This window comes from Streptococcus parasanguinis, assembly GCF_015557775.1.
Classification (GTDB): Bacteria; Bacillota; Bacilli; order Lactobacillales; family Streptococcaceae; genus Streptococcus; species Streptococcus parasanguinis_AA.
Genome location: NZ_JADNOY010000001.1, coordinates 311,871 through 329,414, shown reverse-complemented (window position 1 = coordinate 329,414; position 17,544 = coordinate 311,871). Strand labels below are relative to the sequence as shown.

The following is a 17,544-nucleotide window of genomic DNA, read 5'->3' as shown; positions in this document are numbered from 1 at the left end:
TTCTATTTTTTTAAATTATGAACGATTTTTTTACGACTTTCCGTCTTGATGGATAATTTTACTTCAAAGATGGAACCTTTTGGTTTATTATCTTTAACTTGAATGGTTCCCTTAAAAGCCTCTACAATTTGTTTGGCTAAAGATAGCCCCAAACCAAATCCACCTTTTTGACGGGTTCTGGCTTTATCCACCCGGTAAAAACGATCAAAGATCCGTTTCTTGTCCTCGTCTCGAACACCAGGTCCATTATCCAGTACTCTCAAAAGAAGATTTTTGTCCTTCAACTGGACTTCAAACTGAATCTCACCATCTTCGTCGGTGTACTTCAAGGCATTGTCATAGAGAATGGTCATCAACTGCTTGAGGAGCGTTTTATCAGAACAAATGACCTTGTCCACCTGATTGTCCCCCTGGAAGAATTTGCCATTTTCTTCCGCAATGATCTCAAAATTCGAGAAGGTCTGATCAAAAAAGCTTGGCTCAATTTCTTCTATCTCTGGCTTCAAGCCATCATCCCTCCGGGCAATATTAAGAAGGTTGGTGGTCAAGAGCTTCATATTTCGAACTTCATCCAAGCTGGATGCAATACTCTCACTTGACTCCATGATGGTTGCCTCAGGTTTTCTAAAAAGCGTTTCGAGGCGATTTTGGAGGACTGCTAAAGGCGTCCGCAATTCATGGGAGGCATTTTCTACGAAAGCCTTTTGCTTTTGCATACTCTCAAGAAGGGGTTTAACGCTGAGACGTGCTAGGAAAAGACTAGCAAACAAAGAAATTCCCCAGAAGCAGATCATGACAAGAGCGATTTGACTTTCGTGCTCTTCACTCGTCTGCTCCAACTGACTAATATTAGTCATGATAACCGCATACTTAACGTCACTTCCCCCATCATCAGTCAATCCCAAATCAGTCATATAAGCCCGGTAACTTTCTTTTTTCCCGTAGCTATTTGTAATTTGGAGCTGGGAAACTTTGTTGAGCAACTTCCGGCCAAAAGTGACAGATTTAAAGTTTAAAAATCCGTTGCCTGTCGTCAGATTTTCATAATTTCTGTTGAGCAATACAACAGTGGTATTGGATGTGACATCTCCTTTGGGTTCTGATTTATCATGATCTGGGATCATCACCTCAGGATCTTCATCATTATCCTTATCTTTCGATTGTCGCTGGTCCCGATAAGCAATAGCCGCTAGCGAATAAGGATCCTTACTTAAAGTCTTGAGGTTCTCATCGACAGTTGTATAGAGACTCGAGCGCATAACCTGAATGATAATCAAGGTCATGGCTGAAAATATCAAGGTAAAGAGCCCAAAATATCGGATGAAGTAGGAAAAATCATCTTCTCCGACAGTTTTCTTAATTCTGGTTAGCATCTTTTAAGATATACCCCACACTGCGCAATGTTTGCAAGCTCTCAACGAAATCGGTACCTTTTAATTTCTTACGGATTTTTGAAACATAGACCTCAACAACAGAGATAGTCGTATCACTGTCAAATCCCCAAAGGCGATCGAAGATCTGTGTCTTTGGAAGGATGACATTTTGGTTCTGAAGGAAGTAGACCAAGAGATCAAATTCCTTCCCAAGAAGTTCCACTTCTTTTCCATCCACATAAGTCGAATTGGTAGATAAGTTGACCTTCAAATTGCCATAATTAAGGGTGTTTTCATTGACCTTTCCTGAGCGCTTCAAGAGGGCTTGAATCCGCATCTTGAGTTCTTCTAGGTAGAAAGGTTTGGTGAGGTAATCGTCTGCCCCCAGCTCAAAGCCGTGTCCCTTGTCATCCAGACTTTCTTTGGCTGTCATGATCAAAACAGGGGTTGTCACGCCTTTTTCACGCAATTCTTTCAAGACATGGAATCCGTCTTTTTCAGGAAGCATCAGGTCCAGCAAAATCAAATCATAGATTCCACTTTCTGCTTCGTAGAGACCTTCTTCTCCGTCAAAGACCTGCATGACGTCCGCAAAATCATCTAAAAAATCAAATACTGAATTTGACAAACCAAGGTCATCTTCGACCAATAGAATTTTAATCATTGTCGTATCCTCTTCTCTTTCGTGAGTGAGTCTTTCTAATCTATTCTTAACCATTATAACACGACTTGCCTTCATTTCCTATAGTTTAGAACCTGGTTTTATGATCAAACTCAGCCTGCCTGAGGAAGGCTAATTCTATGAATTTGTCGTGTTTTCTTTGTTACTTTGACTATCACTCGTCTTGTTTTTATTTTTTGAATTCTTCTTATTGGACTTTTTAGAGGAACCCTGGTTCCCTTCTTGTCCGCTAGATTGGTTCATGCCATTTTCTGGACCATTCCCTTGTGGGCCACCATTGCCTTCTTGCGGCATCTGACCAGGACCACCTCCTTGCGGGCCACCTTGGCCTTGGCCACCACCTTGTGGACCACCGCCTTGAGGTCCGCCATCCTGTGGGCCACCATTTTGCTGGTTTCCTTGTGAAGCATGGCCATTTTGACTATTTTGTTGCTGATTGGATCCTTGGTTTTGACCCGTTTGGACTGGTTGAGAAAATTGTTGGTTATTGGAAGATTGAGAGGCGATGACTCCGACACCAAAGCCACTTCCAGCACCAACCAACAATCCACCAACTGCTGCCATGCCAATCCACCACTTAGGACTTCGTTTTAGGACAACCATTTTTTCTTTTGATTCTTGCGTTTCGACTACTTGTTTTGTTTCTTTTTGATTCATCTTTTTACCTTTTATCTTTTTTTACAAGTACTTGTCTTTTAAATTTTAAAGGGAGCTCGATCCTTTAAGTATGGCGATTATACTTCAAGAGTCTTAAGCCTGCCTAAATTTTTACTTAAAAAATCCTAAAATAAGCGTGGGCCATTGACAGGTTTAGCCTCTTATTGTAGAATAGTTACCATAAAATAAACAAGAGGTTAACTGATATGAAGAAAATCTTTCCCTTAGTTCTCATCTCCATTGGAGTGGCCATGATCTCCGTCCTATCTCAATTCACCATTCCATTTGGACCAATTCCTTTGACCCTACAGACACTCATAATCGGGATCATCGGGACCATCTATAAACCCAGCCATGCCTTTGTCACAGTCTGCCTTTACCTGCTTTTAGGCTTCTTAGGTTTTCCAGTATTTGCTGGCGGTGCTGGTGGCGCTTCGCATTTCCTTGGCCCTACTGCTGGTTTCCTCCTCTTCTTCCCATTCCGAGCATGGATCACATCTCTATTTACCAATGCTAAATCCAGCATTTTCACTATCTTTTTTGCCAATCTCCTCAGTAGTGCTCTCCTCTTTGTATCAGGAGCTATCGGCTTTATGCTGGTTACGCATACTGATCTCCAAAAAGCATTTGCTTTGGTCGTTGCTCCCTTTATCCTTGCTGACCTCATCAAATTGATCATCATTACGATCACCAGCAAGGCGATTTTCGCCAGCCTTAAACACCACTGGTATTTCAAATAAGATACAAAGGGCTTAGCGGATATATTAAAAATATCAACATCTGAACACAGATGTTGATTTTTGTTATAGGGATACATGTATAAATCTTTTCAATTGAACTCCTTTTAAAGAGAACACTGTTTTAATGATGAAAAACATAGATCCTCCTTCCTTTATTTTTCCTTATAAAGAACTCTCAAGATCAGTAACTGTGTTAACAAAATCCAGATGATCAGAATAGTGAAGTCAAAAAATGAGACGGGACCATGACTATAGACACAAGCTCGTAGGAGGTTGACAGAAGGGACAAATGGAAGAACATGGTAGAGATGGTTTATCCAATCTGGAAGACGACTTGCAGGGTACATGATTGGTGAAAACATCAAACCAATCATGAGAATCAACTGAGACATCAGCGTGACAATATTGGGAGAAAAAGTATAAGCAATGGCAAATCCAAGACTGATCATCGTAAGACAGATCAGAAATAGGATGAATACAGCCAGAACAGATACATTTAGTCGGACAGAAAAACGAAAATAGCCCAGTATAACAGAAATGAATACTCCAGGTAAAATAGCAATCATCCACATCCAAAGATCTGCTAAGGAAATCAGAATTCGTGGTATTGGAAGGGCTCGTACGTAGTCTACATGTCCTTCTGACTTCGCATTTGCTATAACAGGGGATGAGATAGTACAGCCAATAGAAATGATTCCTATCAGAACTGAACCAGAAGAGAGATAGTAGGCAGCTGTCGTATCAATCTCACCGATCACTAGTGGATAACCAAAAAGAAGTGAAATGGATAACAGAACCTGAGCTAGCGTAAAGAGTAGAAATAGATCTTTTTGACGAAGATAGTTCCAACGAAGTAAGTAAAAAAATTGAGTCATATCAGTTTGTCAACTCCTCTCTATAAAGATCTGAAATGGATACGTTTTTCTGAGTAAGTGACAGATTAAAAATATTCTTTCTATCCAATTCCTGTGTTATTTTTGGTAGCAGTCTTGTTAACTCCTCCTCTTCTATTTCAATCTGGCAAATCGAACCATTGATAATGGTATAATCATGAAATAGAGCTAAGCTATCTTCATTTCTAAACTCAAAAGAGATTTGATACTGTTTTTGATAGGTTATTTGCTGAACTGGGCCTGATTTGATTAACTTCCCATGGTTAAATAAGGCATAGTTGTCTGCATATTTTTCAACTTCCAACAAGTTATGTGTCACAATAATAATGGTATGCCCTTTATGCGCCAGCTTCTGTAATAATTGCCACTGTTTTTCACGACGTATTGGATCGACATCGTTCGTGGGCTCATCAAGAAGAATAATGATCGGAGATCCGATCAAAGCCATTGCAAAAGAAGTTAGACGTTTTAAACCGCCTGAGAGATCCTTTCCTTGTTTTGCCCGGTACTCCTTAATTTCCAAGTCGATTAGGAGCTGATCCATTTCCTTTTGTAAATCTAAGCTGTTTAATCCTCTCATTCTTCCAAGCATTTCTATGTTTTGTTCCACCGTCAATTTCTCAAGTGGTGCATACTGTTGCGACATATAGCTCATCATTGAGCGAGCTTGTTTACGATTCTGTACAAAAGAAATGTCTCCATAGCATACATCTCCTTTATCGGGTTTGGTAAAACCAATCATTTGATTTAAGAGGGTGGACTTACCAGCACCATTATGTCCTAAAAAGGCTGTAATTTTAGCAGCTTCTATTTCTAAGGAAATATGGTTATTAGCAAAATGTTGCTTATCGAATGATTTTGTCAAATCTTTAATAGTCAGTGTCGCAAATGTCTTCATCTTATCACTCAAAACTGAGAAGATTGTCCCAGCTTCCTTCATTTTTGATAAGATTATTGTATAATAAACATATGACTTTCCATGGTTTACGTCATGATTTACCATTTAAGTGTCATAATTAGCCAACTCAATTTGATAAGGGGGACTTATGTTAAACGTCGTTATTTGTGATGACTCAACTAGAGATGCTAGTCAGTTAGAACAGTATTTACTTTCTTACGACAAGGTTCCTGTAGAAACAAAACTATATACAAATCCACAAAAAATGCTAGAACAGTTAACAAGGGATACACATTGTGTTTTTTTGGATATTGATATGCCACAAATTACTGGAATTGACCTTGCACGTGAAATTCGTCAGTTCAATCCTTTTATCCCCATTATTTTTGTGACCAGCTATCGAGATTACATGGAACAAGTATTTGAAGTACAGACTTTTGATTACTTAGTAAAACCCATTGAACCCCAAAGGTTAAATAAGGTAGTAGATAGGATCTTGCGTTATTTAGATCTAGGACAAACCATCTTTAACTTCTCATTTGGAAAACAAAGTTACTCTATTCCTTTAAGTGACATTACCTATTTTGAAAAAGATAAGCGTTCCGTTTTTATTTACACACTAGCAGATACCTATAAGTCCTTACTGAAAACTCAAGAAATTTTAGATAAACTACCTGATTATTTTATTCAAATTCATGCTTCTTATATTGTAAATCCCAAATATATAAAAGATTTTGATGCGAAAACAGTAACTATTTTGCTAAATGGAACCGAGGAGCATTCACTTCCAATTAGTCGTAAGTTCCAGTCTTCTTTTAAAGAAAAATACTATAACTATCTCAGTGAAAGGAATTTCTAATGCTAATAGGATTGCGGATCATTAGTATCTTGTTTGACTTATTTCTGGCAAGTGTTTTATTTTATAGGCCAAATTCCAAAAGTAAACATTCAAAAGAGACACTTTTAGTCCTTTGTTGTTGCTTTCTTCTTCATGTGGCTTTTGTGTTTATATTTTTAGAAAGTCGCGTTTTTTTAGTGAGCAATCTCCTTCTTAGTATTGTAGAATCCTCTCTTGTAGGACTCTATTTTGGCTACCCCTTTCGTGATTCTTCCTTTTGGATATTCTTACAGACAAGCCTGACATTATTAGCAGGAGCTGTTCTCAATCAAGCTATCCAACTTTTTCTTCCACTGTCAAAAGTATCGAAAAATTTAGGACTGATTAGTGGTTACCTTGCCATTAGTTTTCTTTTTTCAACCATCATAACACTTGTTCTTCGACAGTTATTTCGAACACATCAAAAGTTAGGCATGGCAACATCTAAAAGAAATTGTCTGTATCAATTTATCGTGCCGATTTTATCGATTATTTTTGCCTTTACTGTATCAGCTATTCAAGGGCAAGTATTTGGACCAGATTATCTTTCTGTCATTTCACTCTTGTCTCTTATTGTATTGTCGTTTTCCTCGCTGTATTTTACCCTACACCTTTCTCAACAACAGCACGCTTATTATCAAAATAAATTAGATAAAGAACAGCTTCAATTCCAATTAAGAGAAACACAACAGTCTCAAGAGGAATACCAACGATTGCAAAGTCTTCGGCATGACTTAAAAAATAAACATTTAACTCTGTTGGCACTTCTAGAAGAAAATCCTGATGAGGCTAGAGAGTATCTTCACTCGTTAACTGATAGTATTTCAGGAAAACAAACCTTTTACTCCAAAAATCCAACAATTAATTTTTTACTGAATCAAAAATTGCACGATGTGGAAGATGAAATTGAATTGGAAATTGACTGCTTTGTCCCTCAAGAATTATCTATTCAGCCTGATATTCTAGCTGTTATTTTAGGAAATTGTTTAGATAATAGTATTTCAGCCTGTCTTCGATTAACTGATAAATCGGAGAGAACATTGGCTCTGAATATACGTTATTTTCAACAAAACCTATTTATTTCGATCAACAATACCTTTAATGAACAAGAACAAGAGACTCGTAAAACACGTCAAAGAGATGGTTGGGGCTTACGAAACGTTGATGATCTAGTACAAGAATACCAAGGAACTGTCAAGCGTTTCAAAGAAAATGGCCGCTATCGAACGGAGATTCTCTTACCAAGTCCAATAAACTAATGATCCTTCTCCTTCGATATCCAATACAAATGATTCATTGAAAAACAAAAGATGCTACAGAATGAATTCTGTAGCATCTTTTATAAATTTATTTCATTTATTTCGTAGCAAGGATAGCGGCTTCTACTGCTGCCTTTTCCCGTTGGATCAAATCCACACGCGCTGCGATCTCCTTGATACCCATGCTGATGTTTCGGCTGATAGCCATATCAGACAATTGCGGTTCAAAGAAGGCTTTGTATTCATTCAAGCGTTCACGGGTCTTGAAACAGTTAGCTGGGTAGATGACAAACTTATCAAAGCTCATATCACCACCGAGGGCTTTCTTGACCCAATCCCAGTTTTCACGCGCCCAAGTCCAAGTTCTTCCTTGGGTAAAGTCATCGTGTAAGAAGTTGTAGTACCAACTCATAGCCAAGTCCTGAGGTTTCACCACATCCTTGTTCTTCCACTCCTTCAATAGAGCTTCCAAAGTTTCCTCATCCTTGGTATAAGAAAGTGCAGCCGCCAACTGGCGTTTAAAGTTCCCATCTACTGTCTTAACATAAGTATCCAGGTATTGTTGGCTAAGCTCCTTGGTTTCCTGGTGCTTGATTTGGTTGACCAAGATTTGCAGGCGGATGGCAGCTGGAAGTTTTTCCAAATCATCTGCATGTGCTTCAAAGATAGCGCTCGCTTGAGCTTTTGCAGCTTCATCATTGGCCTTGATCATATTAGCAATCATTAGCTGACGAACTTTTTCGTCTTCTTCTGTTTCACCAGACTTAGCTTCTAGACCCAAGCGTTCAAAGTTGTAACGGTTCAAGCGTTTCAACAACTCATGGAAGGCAGCTTCTGTTTCAGTTCCTTCATCCACAAAGAGACTGATTCCAGCTAAGACGCTCGAAACAGCTGAAACAACCAAGTAGGAACTTTCTTCTGTCAAGTGTTCAATCACTGGCAAGAGGCTTGCATAAGAAATTTGACCACTTTCAGCCAAAAGACGACGTTCTTGAACCACTTGTAATTTTGAAGTGCTATCCAAGCTAGCAAGGTCAGCAAGGATGTCTTCCAACAATTCCCCACGGTAGTCACTGATATAGTGAGCTGTATTTTCTGTATTGAAGCGAAGAGCTCCGCTGTTAGCTGCTTTCAAGGCACTGTAGTTTGGAATTTCTAAAACTTCTGTTTCCAAGGTATCTGGAATACCCGTCCAGTTGCTATTCAATGGAACAACCCACTTGCTGCCTTTTTCTTCTCTTTCTCCGATAAAGAACTGCTCTTGACGGATGATCAAGGTATCGTTTTCCACAGAAGCTGAAACAACAGGGTATCCTGGTTGCTCCAACCAAGAATCCATAAAGGCTGCGACATCACGACTTGAAGCTTGCCCAAGAGCATCCCAAAGGTCACGACCGATAGTATTGCCGTATTGGTGTTTTTCAAAGTAGATCTTCAACCCTTTACGGAAGGCATCATCGCCTAACCAGCGGCGAAGCATGTGCATGAGACGGCTACCCTTGGCGTAAACGATTGCTGGGTCAAAGAGGGTGTTGATCTCATCAGGGTGTTTGACTTCCACATGGACGGATTGAACGCCATCTGTAGCATCGCGTTTCAAGGCAGCAGGCACTCCAGTTGTTTGGAAGTCTTCAAAGATATTCCAGCTTGGTTCAATGGCATCCAAGCTGACATATTCCATCATATTGGCAAAGCTTTCATTCAACCAGAGATCATCCCACCACTTCATGGTCACAAGGTTTCCGAACCATTGGTGAGCCAATTCGTGAGCCACCACCAAGGCTACTGTTTGACGGCTTTGGGCCGTAGAGTTTTCATCTACTAGAAGGTAGACTTCACGGTAGGTTACCAAGCCCCAGTTTTCCATCGCTCCTGAAGAGAAGTCTGGAAGGGCGATATGAAGGGATTGAGGGATTGGATACTTCACACCATAGTAGTCTTCATAAAATTCAATAGCACGAACTGCAATATCCAATGAGAAGTCCAAGTTTTCTAATGGGTGAGCTTTGGTAGAGTAGACACCGACTAGGGTTCCATTCTTGGTCTTAGCTGTCACTCCTTGAAGATCTCCAGCAGCAAAGGCCAAGAGATAAGAAGACATACGTGGAGTCGTATCAAACTTCCAAATACCTGTTTCTTTGCGGTTTTCCACATCGATTTCAGGCATATTTGAAAGGGCAATTTCACCTTCTTCTTGGTCAAATTTCAAAGAAAGATCGAAAGTTGCTTTAGCTTCAGGCTCGTCCACACTTGGAAAGGCTTCACGCGCAAAATGGCTCTCAAACTGAGTCGAGAGGACTTCCTTCTTCACACCATCAATGCTGTAGTAAGATGGGTAAATCCCAGTCATATTGTCTGTAATCTTACCAGAATAGGTCAGGGTAACTGTCACTTGACCTGTGCCTTCCAATTCAACATAGACTGCTTCATTGTCATCATCAACCGTAAATGGACGGGCTTGACCTGCTACTTCTACTGTTTCGATGGTCAAATCCTTTTGGTGAAGCGAGATGCGAGTCTCTTTTGCCTCTCCGCTAATGGTCACTTTCCCTGAGAAAGTTTTACTAGAGCGGTTCAAATCTAAGAATAGATCGTAGTGCTCAGGTACAAATGTATCAATAAAATGTGCAACTGCTTGCATAATTTCCTCCTTTAAATGTTTCATGCTTTCCAATGAAAAGCCCTAATAAAACTATTTTATCACAAAGTTAAGATAAAAGAAAAGACAAGCATTAGAATGCCTGTCTGTGATCGAAAAGACTCCATGATCTTACATTTCGATAATTTTACCTGTTTCGAAGTAAACCACCCATTCACAGATGTTTTTTGCATAATCTCCGATGCGTTCCAAGAAGTTGATCACTTGGAAATAATCCCGTCCAGTCACGATGGACTCTGGATTTTTCCGAATTTCTTCTGTTGCTAATTCTTGGATGCTATCGAAGTAATGGTTGATGACTTCGTCTCGTGTCGCAACTTCATAGGCCAAATCCACATCGCCTTTGAGGTAAACATCTAGTGTCGCTTCGACAAAATCTTTGACTTCACGGCCCATCTTGCTGATCTCTTCCTCAACAGATTGGATGCGGACTTCCCCTTTCATGCGAATCGTTGCCTTGGCAATTGATACTGCGTGGTCACCCATCCGCTCTAAGTCAGAGACCGCTTTTAAGACAGTCATCACGACACGAAGGTCTTGTGAAACGGGCTGTTGAAGGGCAATAATCTCAAAGGATTTACGCTCTAATTTCACTTCGTAGTCGTTGATCTCCGCATCATCTTCGATGACCTGGCGGGCCAATTCACGGTCATGGGTCACGAAAGCGCGGACCGTACGGTTGATCTGACTCAACACTTCATTTCCCATTGCATAAAACTGGTTATGCAACTTCTCTAAATCTTCTTCAAATTGAACTCGTAACATTTTATTTTCTTCCTATCCAAATTTACCAGAGACATAGTCTTCTGTTTCTTTCTTAGCTGGGTTCAAGAACATTTCATTGGTGTCATTGTACTCAATCAAATCGCCATCCAAGAAAAAGGCTGTTTTATCAGAAATCCGACTAGCTTGCTGCATGGAGCGTGTCACCAAGAGCATGGTGTAGCGGTCTTTTAGTCCATATAAGGTTTCTTCAATCTTACCAGCTGAAATCGGGTCCAGCGCTGAAGTTGGTTCATCCAAAAGAATGATCTTTGGACTGGTCGCAAGAACCCGCGCCACACAGACCCGCTGCTGCTGACCACCGGAAAGTCCGATAGCTGAATCATGCAGTCGATCCTTGACTTCATCCCAGATGGAAGCGCGTTTCAATGAGGTTTCAACTGCCTCATCTAAGACAGCCTTATCCTTGACACCATTAATCATCAACCCATAAGTCACATTATCATAAATGGACATTGGAAAGGGATTGGGCTGTTGGAAGACCATTCCGATTTCCTTACGCAATTCGACCGTATCGGTCCGTGGTCCGTAGATATTGTGACCGTTGTAGAGGACGGTCCCTGTGGTGGTGACCTCATGGTTAAGGTCCCCCATGCGGTTAATGGCTTTTAAAAGGGTAGATTTCCCTGATCCTGAAGGACCAATCAAGGCTGTAATCTCCTTTGGAGCAAAATCCAAAGAGACACTATTCAAAGCCTTCTTTTTATTGTAATAAACCGACAAGTCCTTGACTTGCAAAATTGGTTCTGTCATTCTATTTTCCTTTTTGTTGTCATATTACTTTATCCAAAGTGACCCGATACATAATCGTTGGTCGATTGCAATTTCGCATTTTGGAAAATATTCGAAGTCTTATCGTACTCGATGAGGTTTCCCAGATAAAAGAAACCGGTATAATCACTAGCACGCGCTGCTTGTTGCATGCTGTGGGTCACGATGACAATGGTGTAATCTTTCTTCAGCTCCAGCATGGTTTCTTCTAATTGCGCTGTTGCGATCGGATCAAGCGCTGAAGCTGGCTCATCCATGAGTAGGATATCCGGCTTCACAGAAATAGCCCGCGCGATACAAAGTCGTTGCTGTTGACCACCTGAAAGCGTTAGAGCTGATTTGTGAAGATCATCCTTGACCTGATCCCATAGAGCTGCCTGTTTCAAAGAAGTTTCGACCAATTCGTCCAAGACCTTCTTGTCTCTCACACCAGCACGTTCATGAGGGAAGGTGATATTTTTGTATATTGATTTGGCAAAAGGATTGGGCCGTTGGAAAACCATCCCGATGTGCTTGCGCATTTCATAGACATTGATATCTGGACGGTTAACATCGATTCCTTCATACCAAATTTCACCCGTTACACGCGCAATATCGATGGTATCATTCATCCGGTTCAAACTACGAAGGTAGGTTGATTTCCCAGATCCTGAAGGACCGATCAAGGCTGTAATCTTATTTTTTTCAAACTGCATGTCGACGCCTTTGATGGACTCGTTCGTTCCATAATAGACATGCAAATCTTTAGTCGATAGGACCACCTTTTCTTCAGGAAAAGTAATGATGTGTCTCTCATCCCAATTGTATTTTGACATTTCTTCTCCTTTAAGCAGATGTTAGTTTTTTATGGAGGTAACTTCCGAGTTTGCGGGCTCCAAAGTTAAAGATCAAGATAAAGATCAAAAGAACGGCGGCAGAACCAGCTGAGACTTCGATCGAGTCTGGAATGGTTCCTTCACTGTTGACCTTCCAGATATGGACGGCCAAGGTTTCAGCCTGACGGAAGATCGAAATCGGACTCGTCACACTAAAGAGGTTCCAGTTTGACCAATCAAGAGCTGGAGCCGATTGACCTGCTGTATAGATCAAGGCAGCGGCTTCCCCAAAGATCCGTCCTGATGCCAATACGACCCCAGTAATAATGCTTGGAAGAGCCTCCGGTACCACGACATGAATCACGGTTTCCCAGCGAGACAAGCCCAGTGCTAAACCTGCTTCGCGCTGGGTATGATGGACGTGCTGCAAGCTATCTTCGATATTGCGGGTCATCTGTGGCAGATTAAAGACGGTCAAGGCCAAGGCCCCTGAAATAATCGAAAATCCATATTTGAACTGGACAACGAAGACCAGGTAACCAAAGAGACCTACAACAACAGATGGCAAAGAAGACAAGATCTCAATACAGGTACGAACCAAATTGGTCAAGCGACCTTTTTTAGCGTACTCAGAGAGGTAAATCCCAGCTCCAAGAGAAAGTGGGAAGGAAATCACCAAGGTAATGACCAAGAGGAAGAAGGAATTATACAATTGAATTCCGATCCCTCCTCCTGCTTGGTAAGAAGAAGATTTCCCAGTTAAGAAGTGCCAAGATACATGGGGCAAGCCACGGACCAAGATATAAAGGATTAATGAGGCAAGAATCGCAACGATGATCCCTGAAATAGCATACAGCACTCCTGTCGCAATTTTATCCATTCGTTTAGCGTGCATAGTTCTTCTTACCTCTTTCTTTCGTAATCAGTTTAATCACACTGTTAAAGGCAAGACTCATGAGGAGCAATACCAAGGCGAGTGACCAAAGAACATTGTTATTGACCGTACCCATGACGGTATTTCCGATTCCCATGGTCAAAATAGAGGTGAGGGTGGAAGCTGGTGTCGTGAGTGAAGTTGGCACGACAGCAGAGTTTCCGACCACCATCTGGATGGCTAAAGCTTCCCCGAAGGCACGCGCCATACCAAAGACAACCGCTGTAAAGATTCCAGAGCGGGCTGCCTTGAGCGTGACATGCCAAATGGTTTGCCAGCGGGTCGCTCCCATGGCCATACTAGCTTCACGGTAATGACGGGGTACAGCTCGGAGGCTATCGGTCGTCATAAAGGTAACAGTTGGTAGGATCATAACAAAGAGGACAAAGACCCCTGAGAGGATCCCAAAACCAGTCCCTCCAAAGAGACTACGCGTAAATGGGACGACCACTTGAAGACCAATGAATCCATAAACAACGGAAGGAATTCCCACCAAAAGCTCAATCGCTGGTTGCAAGAAACGAGCTCCTTTGGGGGAGACTTCTGTCATGAAAACAGCTGCACCAATGGCAAACGGCGTTGCCAAGAGGGCAGAAAGCAAGGTTACAATAAAGGAACCTAGAATCATAGGGAGGGCTCCAAATTCCTTTGCAGCAGGATTCCAAGAGCTCCCAAATAGAAAACTAAAGATATTGACTTTATTAACAAAGAAAGTCGATAAACCTTTTTGGGCCACGAAAATCAAAATCATGGCAACGACGACAACAATCAAACTCATACATAGAAAGGTAATAGTCTTCCCAAATTTTTCTAGGCGGGAGTTTTTTGATTTCGTCAGCATTTTTTTTGCTACTTCGTTCATTTTTTACCTAATTCTTTTATTTTTTTGTCACATTCCCTTTTAAATCACGGGTGACTTTCATATCATTGATTGGAATATAGCCCATCTTGCCAACCACTTTTTGCTGAACCTCATCCGTCATCATGTAGTCAATGAATTTTTTAGACAACTCATTGGGTTTTCCCTTGGTATACATATGTTCGTAAGACCAGATGGGCCAGTTATTGTTGACGACATTGGCTTTGGTTGGTTGATAACCATTGAGCTTCATGGTTTTGACACTGCTATCCAAGTAGGTAAAGGCTAGATAAGAGATGGCTCCTGGAGTTTGAGAAACGATGTTTTTCACCATTCCATTAGAGTCTTGCTCTTGGGCCTGCTTGGGTTGTTTGCCATCCATGATAATGGCATCAAAGACAGCACGACTACCAGAACCTACAGCACGGTTCACAATCGTGATCTCAAGATCTGGACCACCCAACTGCTTCCAGTTGGTATATTCACCTGTAAAGATCTTTCGCAATTGCTCCGTTGTCAGATTGTCGATCGAGATATTTTTATTGGCAATGATGGCTGTCCCTGCTACGGCTACCTGATGATCGACCAGACTAGAGGCATCGATCCCAGACTTTTCCTCTGCAAACAGGTCACTATTTCCGATGTCCACAGCACCTGATTGAACTTGTGAAAGTCCTGTACCAGAACCTCCTCCTTGTACATTCACAATCTTACCAGGATGTTCTTCAATGTAGCGATCTACCACTCCTTCAACCAAGGGTTGCAAGGCAGTGGATCCAACAGCAGTGATGGATTCTCCGCGATTGATCCAAGAAGCACAAGCAGATAAACTTCCTGCTAATGCGATCGTCGCTAGTCCTAGGATCAGCTTTTTAGACTTTTTCAAATCATGTCTCCTTGATATTTCACTATTTCACTTATGATTTTGACAAGTTTCTTTTTAAAAAAACTGTACTTCCACTATATCATAGAACGGGTTCTTTGCCCAGCATTTTACCTAAAACGAAGCCCCTTTGGATAGAAATTTTTCAGGGTTTGCCCGGTCACTTTGGCAAAGCCCAAACCATTGCCTTCTACAAGGACCTGGTACCATCCATTTGGATGCGTTTCCTTCAATTGAACTGTCTCTCCCGCCACATAATGAACAAAGTCCTCAGGCGTGATCGAAACGGTCTCTTTGACTTCACTCGGTCTTAGTGCTAAGCCAAGTGCAAAACTAGGTTCAAAACGATTTTTCTTGAAGGTTCCTAGATGCAAGCCATTTCGAGCAATTTTTACTTTGCGCAAATCTGGTAACCCTAAAGGAACTAAATACAGCTCGTCACCAAAGGTTTCGAGGACCCCTTCCAGAGTAATCTTCAAATGTTTCTTAGCAAATTCCTGCCACAATTTTTTTTGTTCAGCAGATAATTGGTCCTTTTTGGAAGGGATTTTAGCAGGCCGATTCTCTCCTAGATAACGGAACTTAGCAACAAATTGTCCCTCCCCTTTAAAGAGATGAGGATACATGCGCGCCGTTTCTGGATGGTCAATGCCTTCTGCCATACCATTGATCTTCTCGATCGTTTCCAATTCTAGATCAAAATTATCTAAGAGCCAGGATACGATCTCTTCATTTTCCTCAGGAGCCCAGGTACAGGTTGAATAAACCAAGGAACCTCCTGGAACCAACATCTTGAGGGCATCCTCTAGAATCTCTCTTTGAAGGAGACTGCACTCTCGAGGGTAATCGACAGACCAATAGTCCATGGCATCTGGTTGCTTGCGGAACATCCCCTCACCTGAACAAGGGGCGTCTAGTACAATCAGATCAAAAAAGCCTGAGAAAACTTTGGCCAGACGATCGGCAGACTCATTAGTTACTAGCACATTTCGCGCACCAAAGCGTTCGACATTCTCTACAAGAATTTTCGAGCGCCCCTTATGGATTTCATTGGAGACCAAGAGTCCCTGATTGTCCAAATAAGACAAGAGTTGGGTAGTCTTTCCCCCAGGAGCTGCGGCCAAGTCTAAGACCTTCATCCCTGGCTTCGGCTGAGCGACTTGGGCCACTATCTGAGCTGCTGGCTCTTGCGAATAGACCAAGCCCGTTGCGTGCTCAATGGATTTTCCTGAGACCTTTCCATAATGTCCCCAAAGAGTATTGGGAATCGGATCATCAAATGCTTTTTGAGCTTCTTTCAAGGGATTAGTGCGAAAGGCCGCTACTGCTTCTTGCTCAAAGGTCGCAAAAAAAGCAGCAGCATCCTCACCTAGAAGATGCTGGTATTTTTCTTTAAAACCATTGGGAAAATTCATTTAACTTCTCCCTTTCTTAAGATAGGTTTGAATTTCTGTTAACTTCACTTTTGGAACCATCATAATGGGTTCCACTGTCTGGTAATTGGGTTTATCTCCATTTAGATTTAAAACGGTATAACCTAACCGTTCTCCCATGATCGCAGCTGCGGCATAATCCCAGGGCCAGATGTAGCTAAAATAAGCTAGAATCCCACCTGAGAGAATTTTTGAAAAACTAATACCGGCACTACCATAGACTCGAATTCCAAGAGAAGCCATACCAAGATCGGCCATGCCCCAGTCATTTTTCTCAAGCATGCCGACATTTGAAGCAATCAGAAAGTTTTCCAGAGGTTGGTCCACAAAAGGCGTCAATTCAAACTCATTGCGATAAACCGGGAATTCCCCACCCCCATAAAAAAGGTGATCCCGCATAACATCGTAGATCAAGCCAAACTGACCAATTCCTTCTTCAAAATAAGCCACCATCACCGCAAAATCTTCCTTTTGGGTCACAAAATTATTGGTTCCATCAATGGGATCGATCACCCAAACGGCTCCTTCTGAAATTGGGGATCGAAGGCCATCTTCCTCCGCAAAAATCCGATCTTCTGGGTAGCGATGTTTGATTTTTTCAACCAAATCCTTTTGAACCTGTTGGTCCATCTGGGTTACTAAATCTGTCGGCCCAGTTTTTTTTGAGATCATCAAGTCATCATGGAGATGAAGACGCAAGTAGTCTCCAGCCTCTAAAACGATTTGTTTGGCAAACTCTAATTTATTCTTCAAGAGAAAACCATCCTTCCTCTTTTTGCTTTGCAGTCTGGGTCGCACGATAGAGAGAATAACCGCTCACTTCTTCGAACTCCCGTCCAAGACGCTTTTCTTCTCCGATACTAGGTACGACCTTCTTAAAAGCGCGGTAGGCTTCCATGTATTCTTTGGCCTCTACCTTACTTTCATAAGCTTCTTCAACTTTATTGAAAAAAGAAAGCACTGAAGCAAGCTCTTCAGTGCTCCACGATAAGTCCAGTGGGTAACTATAATTTTTTTGCATTCGACAT

The 17,544-nt window shown here is 41.5% G+C and carries 18 protein-coding genes; 3 read left to right on the top strand and 15 right to left on the bottom strand.

All coding sequences use genetic code 11. The features are described from left to right. Window positions 1-2: 2 nt before the first annotated feature. The 3 genes from I2F76_RS01760 to I2F76_RS01750 all read right to left on the bottom strand — a co-directional run bounded on the left by I2F76_RS01760 (window position 3) and on the right by I2F76_RS01750 (window position 2,712). On the bottom strand, window positions 3-1,373 hold the full coding sequence (locus I2F76_RS01760; RefSeq protein WP_003017452.1) for a sensor histidine kinase: 1,371 nt from the start codon (window positions 1,371-1,373) through the stop codon (window positions 3-5). Beyond that, window positions 1,357-2,037: a response regulator transcription factor gene (locus I2F76_RS01755; protein WP_037607818.1), complete on the bottom strand. Its 681-nt coding sequence runs from the start codon at window positions 2,035-2,037 to the stop codon at window positions 1,357-1,359. The genes I2F76_RS01760 and I2F76_RS01755 overlap by 17 nt, the downstream gene beginning before the upstream one ends. A 135-nt stretch (window positions 2,038-2,172) precedes the next feature. Continuing rightward, the gene (locus tag I2F76_RS01750; protein WP_049488209.1) at window positions 2,173-2,712 is read right to left on the bottom strand and encodes a hypothetical protein; all 540 of its coding nucleotides are present in this window, start codon (window positions 2,710-2,712) and stop codon (window positions 2,173-2,175) included. A 206-nt stretch (window positions 2,713-2,918) separates the two neighbouring features. On the opposite strand from I2F76_RS01750, the gene I2F76_RS01745 reads away from it, so the two are divergent. After that, window positions 2,919-3,452 carry a biotin transporter BioY gene (locus tag I2F76_RS01745; protein WP_049488208.1) on the top strand — a complete coding sequence of 178 codons (534 nt, stop codon included), beginning with the start codon at window positions 2,919-2,921 and terminating at the stop codon, window positions 3,450-3,452. Window positions 3,453-3,604: 152 nt separating this feature from the next. On the opposite strand, the gene I2F76_RS01740 is transcribed toward I2F76_RS01745, so the two are convergent. Both I2F76_RS01740 and I2F76_RS01735 read right to left on the bottom strand, forming a co-directional pair. Next, window positions 3,605-4,327 carry an ABC transporter permease gene (locus I2F76_RS01740; protein ID WP_049503982.1) on the bottom strand — a complete coding sequence of 241 codons (723 nt, stop codon included), beginning with the start codon at window positions 4,325-4,327 and terminating at the stop codon, window positions 3,605-3,607. A gap of 1 nt (window position 4,328) precedes the next feature. Further along, window positions 4,329-5,285, bottom strand: a complete 957-nt coding sequence (locus I2F76_RS01735; protein WP_195487222.1) for an ABC transporter ATP-binding protein — start codon at window positions 5,283-5,285, stop codon at window positions 4,329-4,331. A 106-nt stretch (window positions 5,286-5,391) separates the two neighbouring features. Between I2F76_RS01735 and I2F76_RS01730 the strand changes: the two genes are divergently transcribed. Next, window positions 5,392-6,102, top strand: coding sequence for a LytR/AlgR family response regulator transcription factor (locus I2F76_RS01730; RefSeq protein WP_014713137.1), 711 nt, complete (start codon window positions 5,392-5,394; stop codon window positions 6,100-6,102). Next, complete coding sequence (locus I2F76_RS01725) at window positions 6,102-7,379, top strand: sensor histidine kinase (RefSeq protein WP_195487103.1); 1,278 nt, start codon at window positions 6,102-6,104, stop codon at window positions 7,377-7,379. Before I2F76_RS01730 ends, I2F76_RS01725 begins: the two co-directional genes overlap by 1 nt. A 97-nt stretch (window positions 7,380-7,476) precedes the next feature. Here the strand turns inward: I2F76_RS01725 and I2F76_RS01720 are convergent, their stop codons facing one another. The 10 genes from I2F76_RS01720 to I2F76_RS01675 all read right to left on the bottom strand — a co-directional run bounded on the left by I2F76_RS01720 (window position 7,477) and on the right by I2F76_RS01675 (window position 17,537). Then, on the bottom strand, window positions 7,477-10,020 hold the full coding sequence (locus I2F76_RS01720; protein ID WP_195487102.1) for a M1 family metallopeptidase: 2,544 nt from the start codon (window positions 10,018-10,020) through the stop codon (window positions 7,477-7,479). Window positions 10,021-10,149: 129 nt separating this feature from the next. Next, window positions 10,150-10,803 carry a phosphate signaling complex protein PhoU gene (gene phoU / locus I2F76_RS01715; RefSeq protein WP_003003266.1) on the bottom strand — a complete coding sequence of 218 codons (654 nt, stop codon included), beginning with the start codon at window positions 10,801-10,803 and terminating at the stop codon, window positions 10,150-10,152. Window positions 10,804-10,815: 12 nt separating this feature from the next. After that, window positions 10,816-11,574: a phosphate ABC transporter ATP-binding protein PstB gene (gene pstB / locus I2F76_RS01710; RefSeq protein WP_049496099.1), complete on the bottom strand. Its 759-nt coding sequence runs from the start codon at window positions 11,572-11,574 to the stop codon at window positions 10,816-10,818. Window positions 11,575-11,603: 29 nt separating this feature from the next. Then, window positions 11,604-12,407, bottom strand: a complete 804-nt coding sequence (gene pstB / locus I2F76_RS01705; RefSeq protein WP_061604521.1) for a phosphate ABC transporter ATP-binding protein PstB — start codon at window positions 12,405-12,407, stop codon at window positions 11,604-11,606. Window positions 12,408-12,417: 10 nt separating this feature from the next. Then, window positions 12,418-13,302 carry a phosphate ABC transporter permease PstA gene (gene pstA / locus I2F76_RS01700; protein WP_061604520.1) on the bottom strand — a complete coding sequence of 295 codons (885 nt, stop codon included), beginning with the start codon at window positions 13,300-13,302 and terminating at the stop codon, window positions 12,418-12,420. After that, window positions 13,292-14,203, bottom strand: a complete 912-nt coding sequence (gene pstC / locus I2F76_RS01695) for a phosphate ABC transporter permease subunit PstC (protein WP_014713132.1) — start codon at window positions 14,201-14,203, stop codon at window positions 13,292-13,294. The genes pstA and pstC overlap by 11 nt, the downstream gene beginning before the upstream one ends. A 16-nt stretch (window positions 14,204-14,219) precedes the next feature. Then, the gene (locus tag I2F76_RS01690; RefSeq protein ID WP_003017442.1) at window positions 14,220-15,086 is read right to left on the bottom strand and encodes a phosphate ABC transporter substrate-binding protein PstS family protein; all 867 of its coding nucleotides are present in this window, start codon (window positions 15,084-15,086) and stop codon (window positions 14,220-14,222) included. Between the two features lie 107 nt (window positions 15,087-15,193). After that, window positions 15,194-16,498, bottom strand: a complete 1,305-nt coding sequence (locus tag I2F76_RS01685; protein WP_195487101.1) for an RsmF rRNA methyltransferase first C-terminal domain-containing protein — start codon at window positions 16,496-16,498, stop codon at window positions 15,194-15,196. Further along, window positions 16,499-17,269 (bottom strand): inositol monophosphatase family protein, encoded by a 771-nt coding sequence (locus tag I2F76_RS01680; protein WP_195487100.1) that lies wholly within the window; start codon window positions 17,267-17,269, stop codon window positions 16,499-16,501. Continuing rightward, window positions 17,259-17,537, bottom strand: coding sequence for a UPF0223 family protein (locus I2F76_RS01675; protein WP_031577056.1), 279 nt, complete (start codon window positions 17,535-17,537; stop codon window positions 17,259-17,261). The genes I2F76_RS01680 and I2F76_RS01675 overlap by 11 nt, the downstream gene beginning before the upstream one ends. Between the last annotated feature and the right edge of the window lie 7 nt (window positions 17,538-17,544).

Coding starts and splice junctions, on each gene's coding strand:
- I2F76_RS01760 (WP_003017452.1), bottom strand. CDS start 1,373: ATGCTAACCAGAATTAAGAAAACTGTCGGAGAAGATGATTTTTCCTAC.
- I2F76_RS01755 (WP_037607818.1), bottom strand. CDS start 2,037: ATGATTAAAATTCTATTGGTCGAAGATGACCTTGGTTTGTCAAATTCA.
- I2F76_RS01750 (WP_049488209.1), bottom strand. CDS start 2,712: ATGAATCAAAAAGAAACAAAACAAGTAGTCGAAACGCAAGAATCAAAA.
- I2F76_RS01745 (WP_049488208.1), top strand. CDS start 2,919: ATGAAGAAAATCTTTCCCTTAGTTCTCATCTCCATTGGAGTGGCCATG.
- I2F76_RS01740 (WP_049503982.1), bottom strand. CDS start 4,327: ATGACTCAATTTTTTTACTTACTTCGTTGGAACTATCTTCGTCAAAAA.
- I2F76_RS01735 (WP_195487222.1), bottom strand. CDS start 5,285: ATGAAGGAAGCTGGGACAATCTTCTCAGTTTTGAGTGATAAGATGAAG.
- I2F76_RS01730 (WP_014713137.1), top strand. CDS start 5,392: ATGTTAAACGTCGTTATTTGTGATGACTCAACTAGAGATGCTAGTCAG.
- I2F76_RS01725 (WP_195487103.1), top strand. CDS start 6,102: ATGCTAATAGGATTGCGGATCATTAGTATCTTGTTTGACTTATTTCTG.
- I2F76_RS01720 (WP_195487102.1), bottom strand. CDS start 10,020: ATGCAAGCAGTTGCACATTTTATTGATACATTTGTACCTGAGCACTAC.
- phoU (WP_003003266.1), bottom strand. CDS start 10,803: ATGTTACGAGTTCAATTTGAAGAAGATTTAGAGAAGTTGCATAACCAG.
- pstB (WP_049496099.1), bottom strand. CDS start 11,574: ATGACAGAACCAATTTTGCAAGTCAAGGACTTGTCGGTTTATTACAAT.
- pstB (WP_061604521.1), bottom strand. CDS start 12,407: ATGTCAAAATACAATTGGGATGAGAGACACATCATTACTTTTCCTGAA.
- pstA (WP_061604520.1), bottom strand. CDS start 13,302: ATGCACGCTAAACGAATGGATAAAATTGCGACAGGAGTGCTGTATGCT.
- pstC (WP_014713132.1), bottom strand. CDS start 14,203: ATGAACGAAGTAGCAAAAAAAATGCTGACGAAATCAAAAAACTCCCGC.
- I2F76_RS01685 (WP_195487101.1), bottom strand. CDS start 16,498: ATGAATTTTCCCAATGGTTTTAAAGAAAAATACCAGCATCTTCTAGGT.
- I2F76_RS01675 (WP_031577056.1), bottom strand. CDS start 17,537: ATGCAAAAAAATTATAGTTACCCACTGGACTTATCGTGGAGCACTGAA.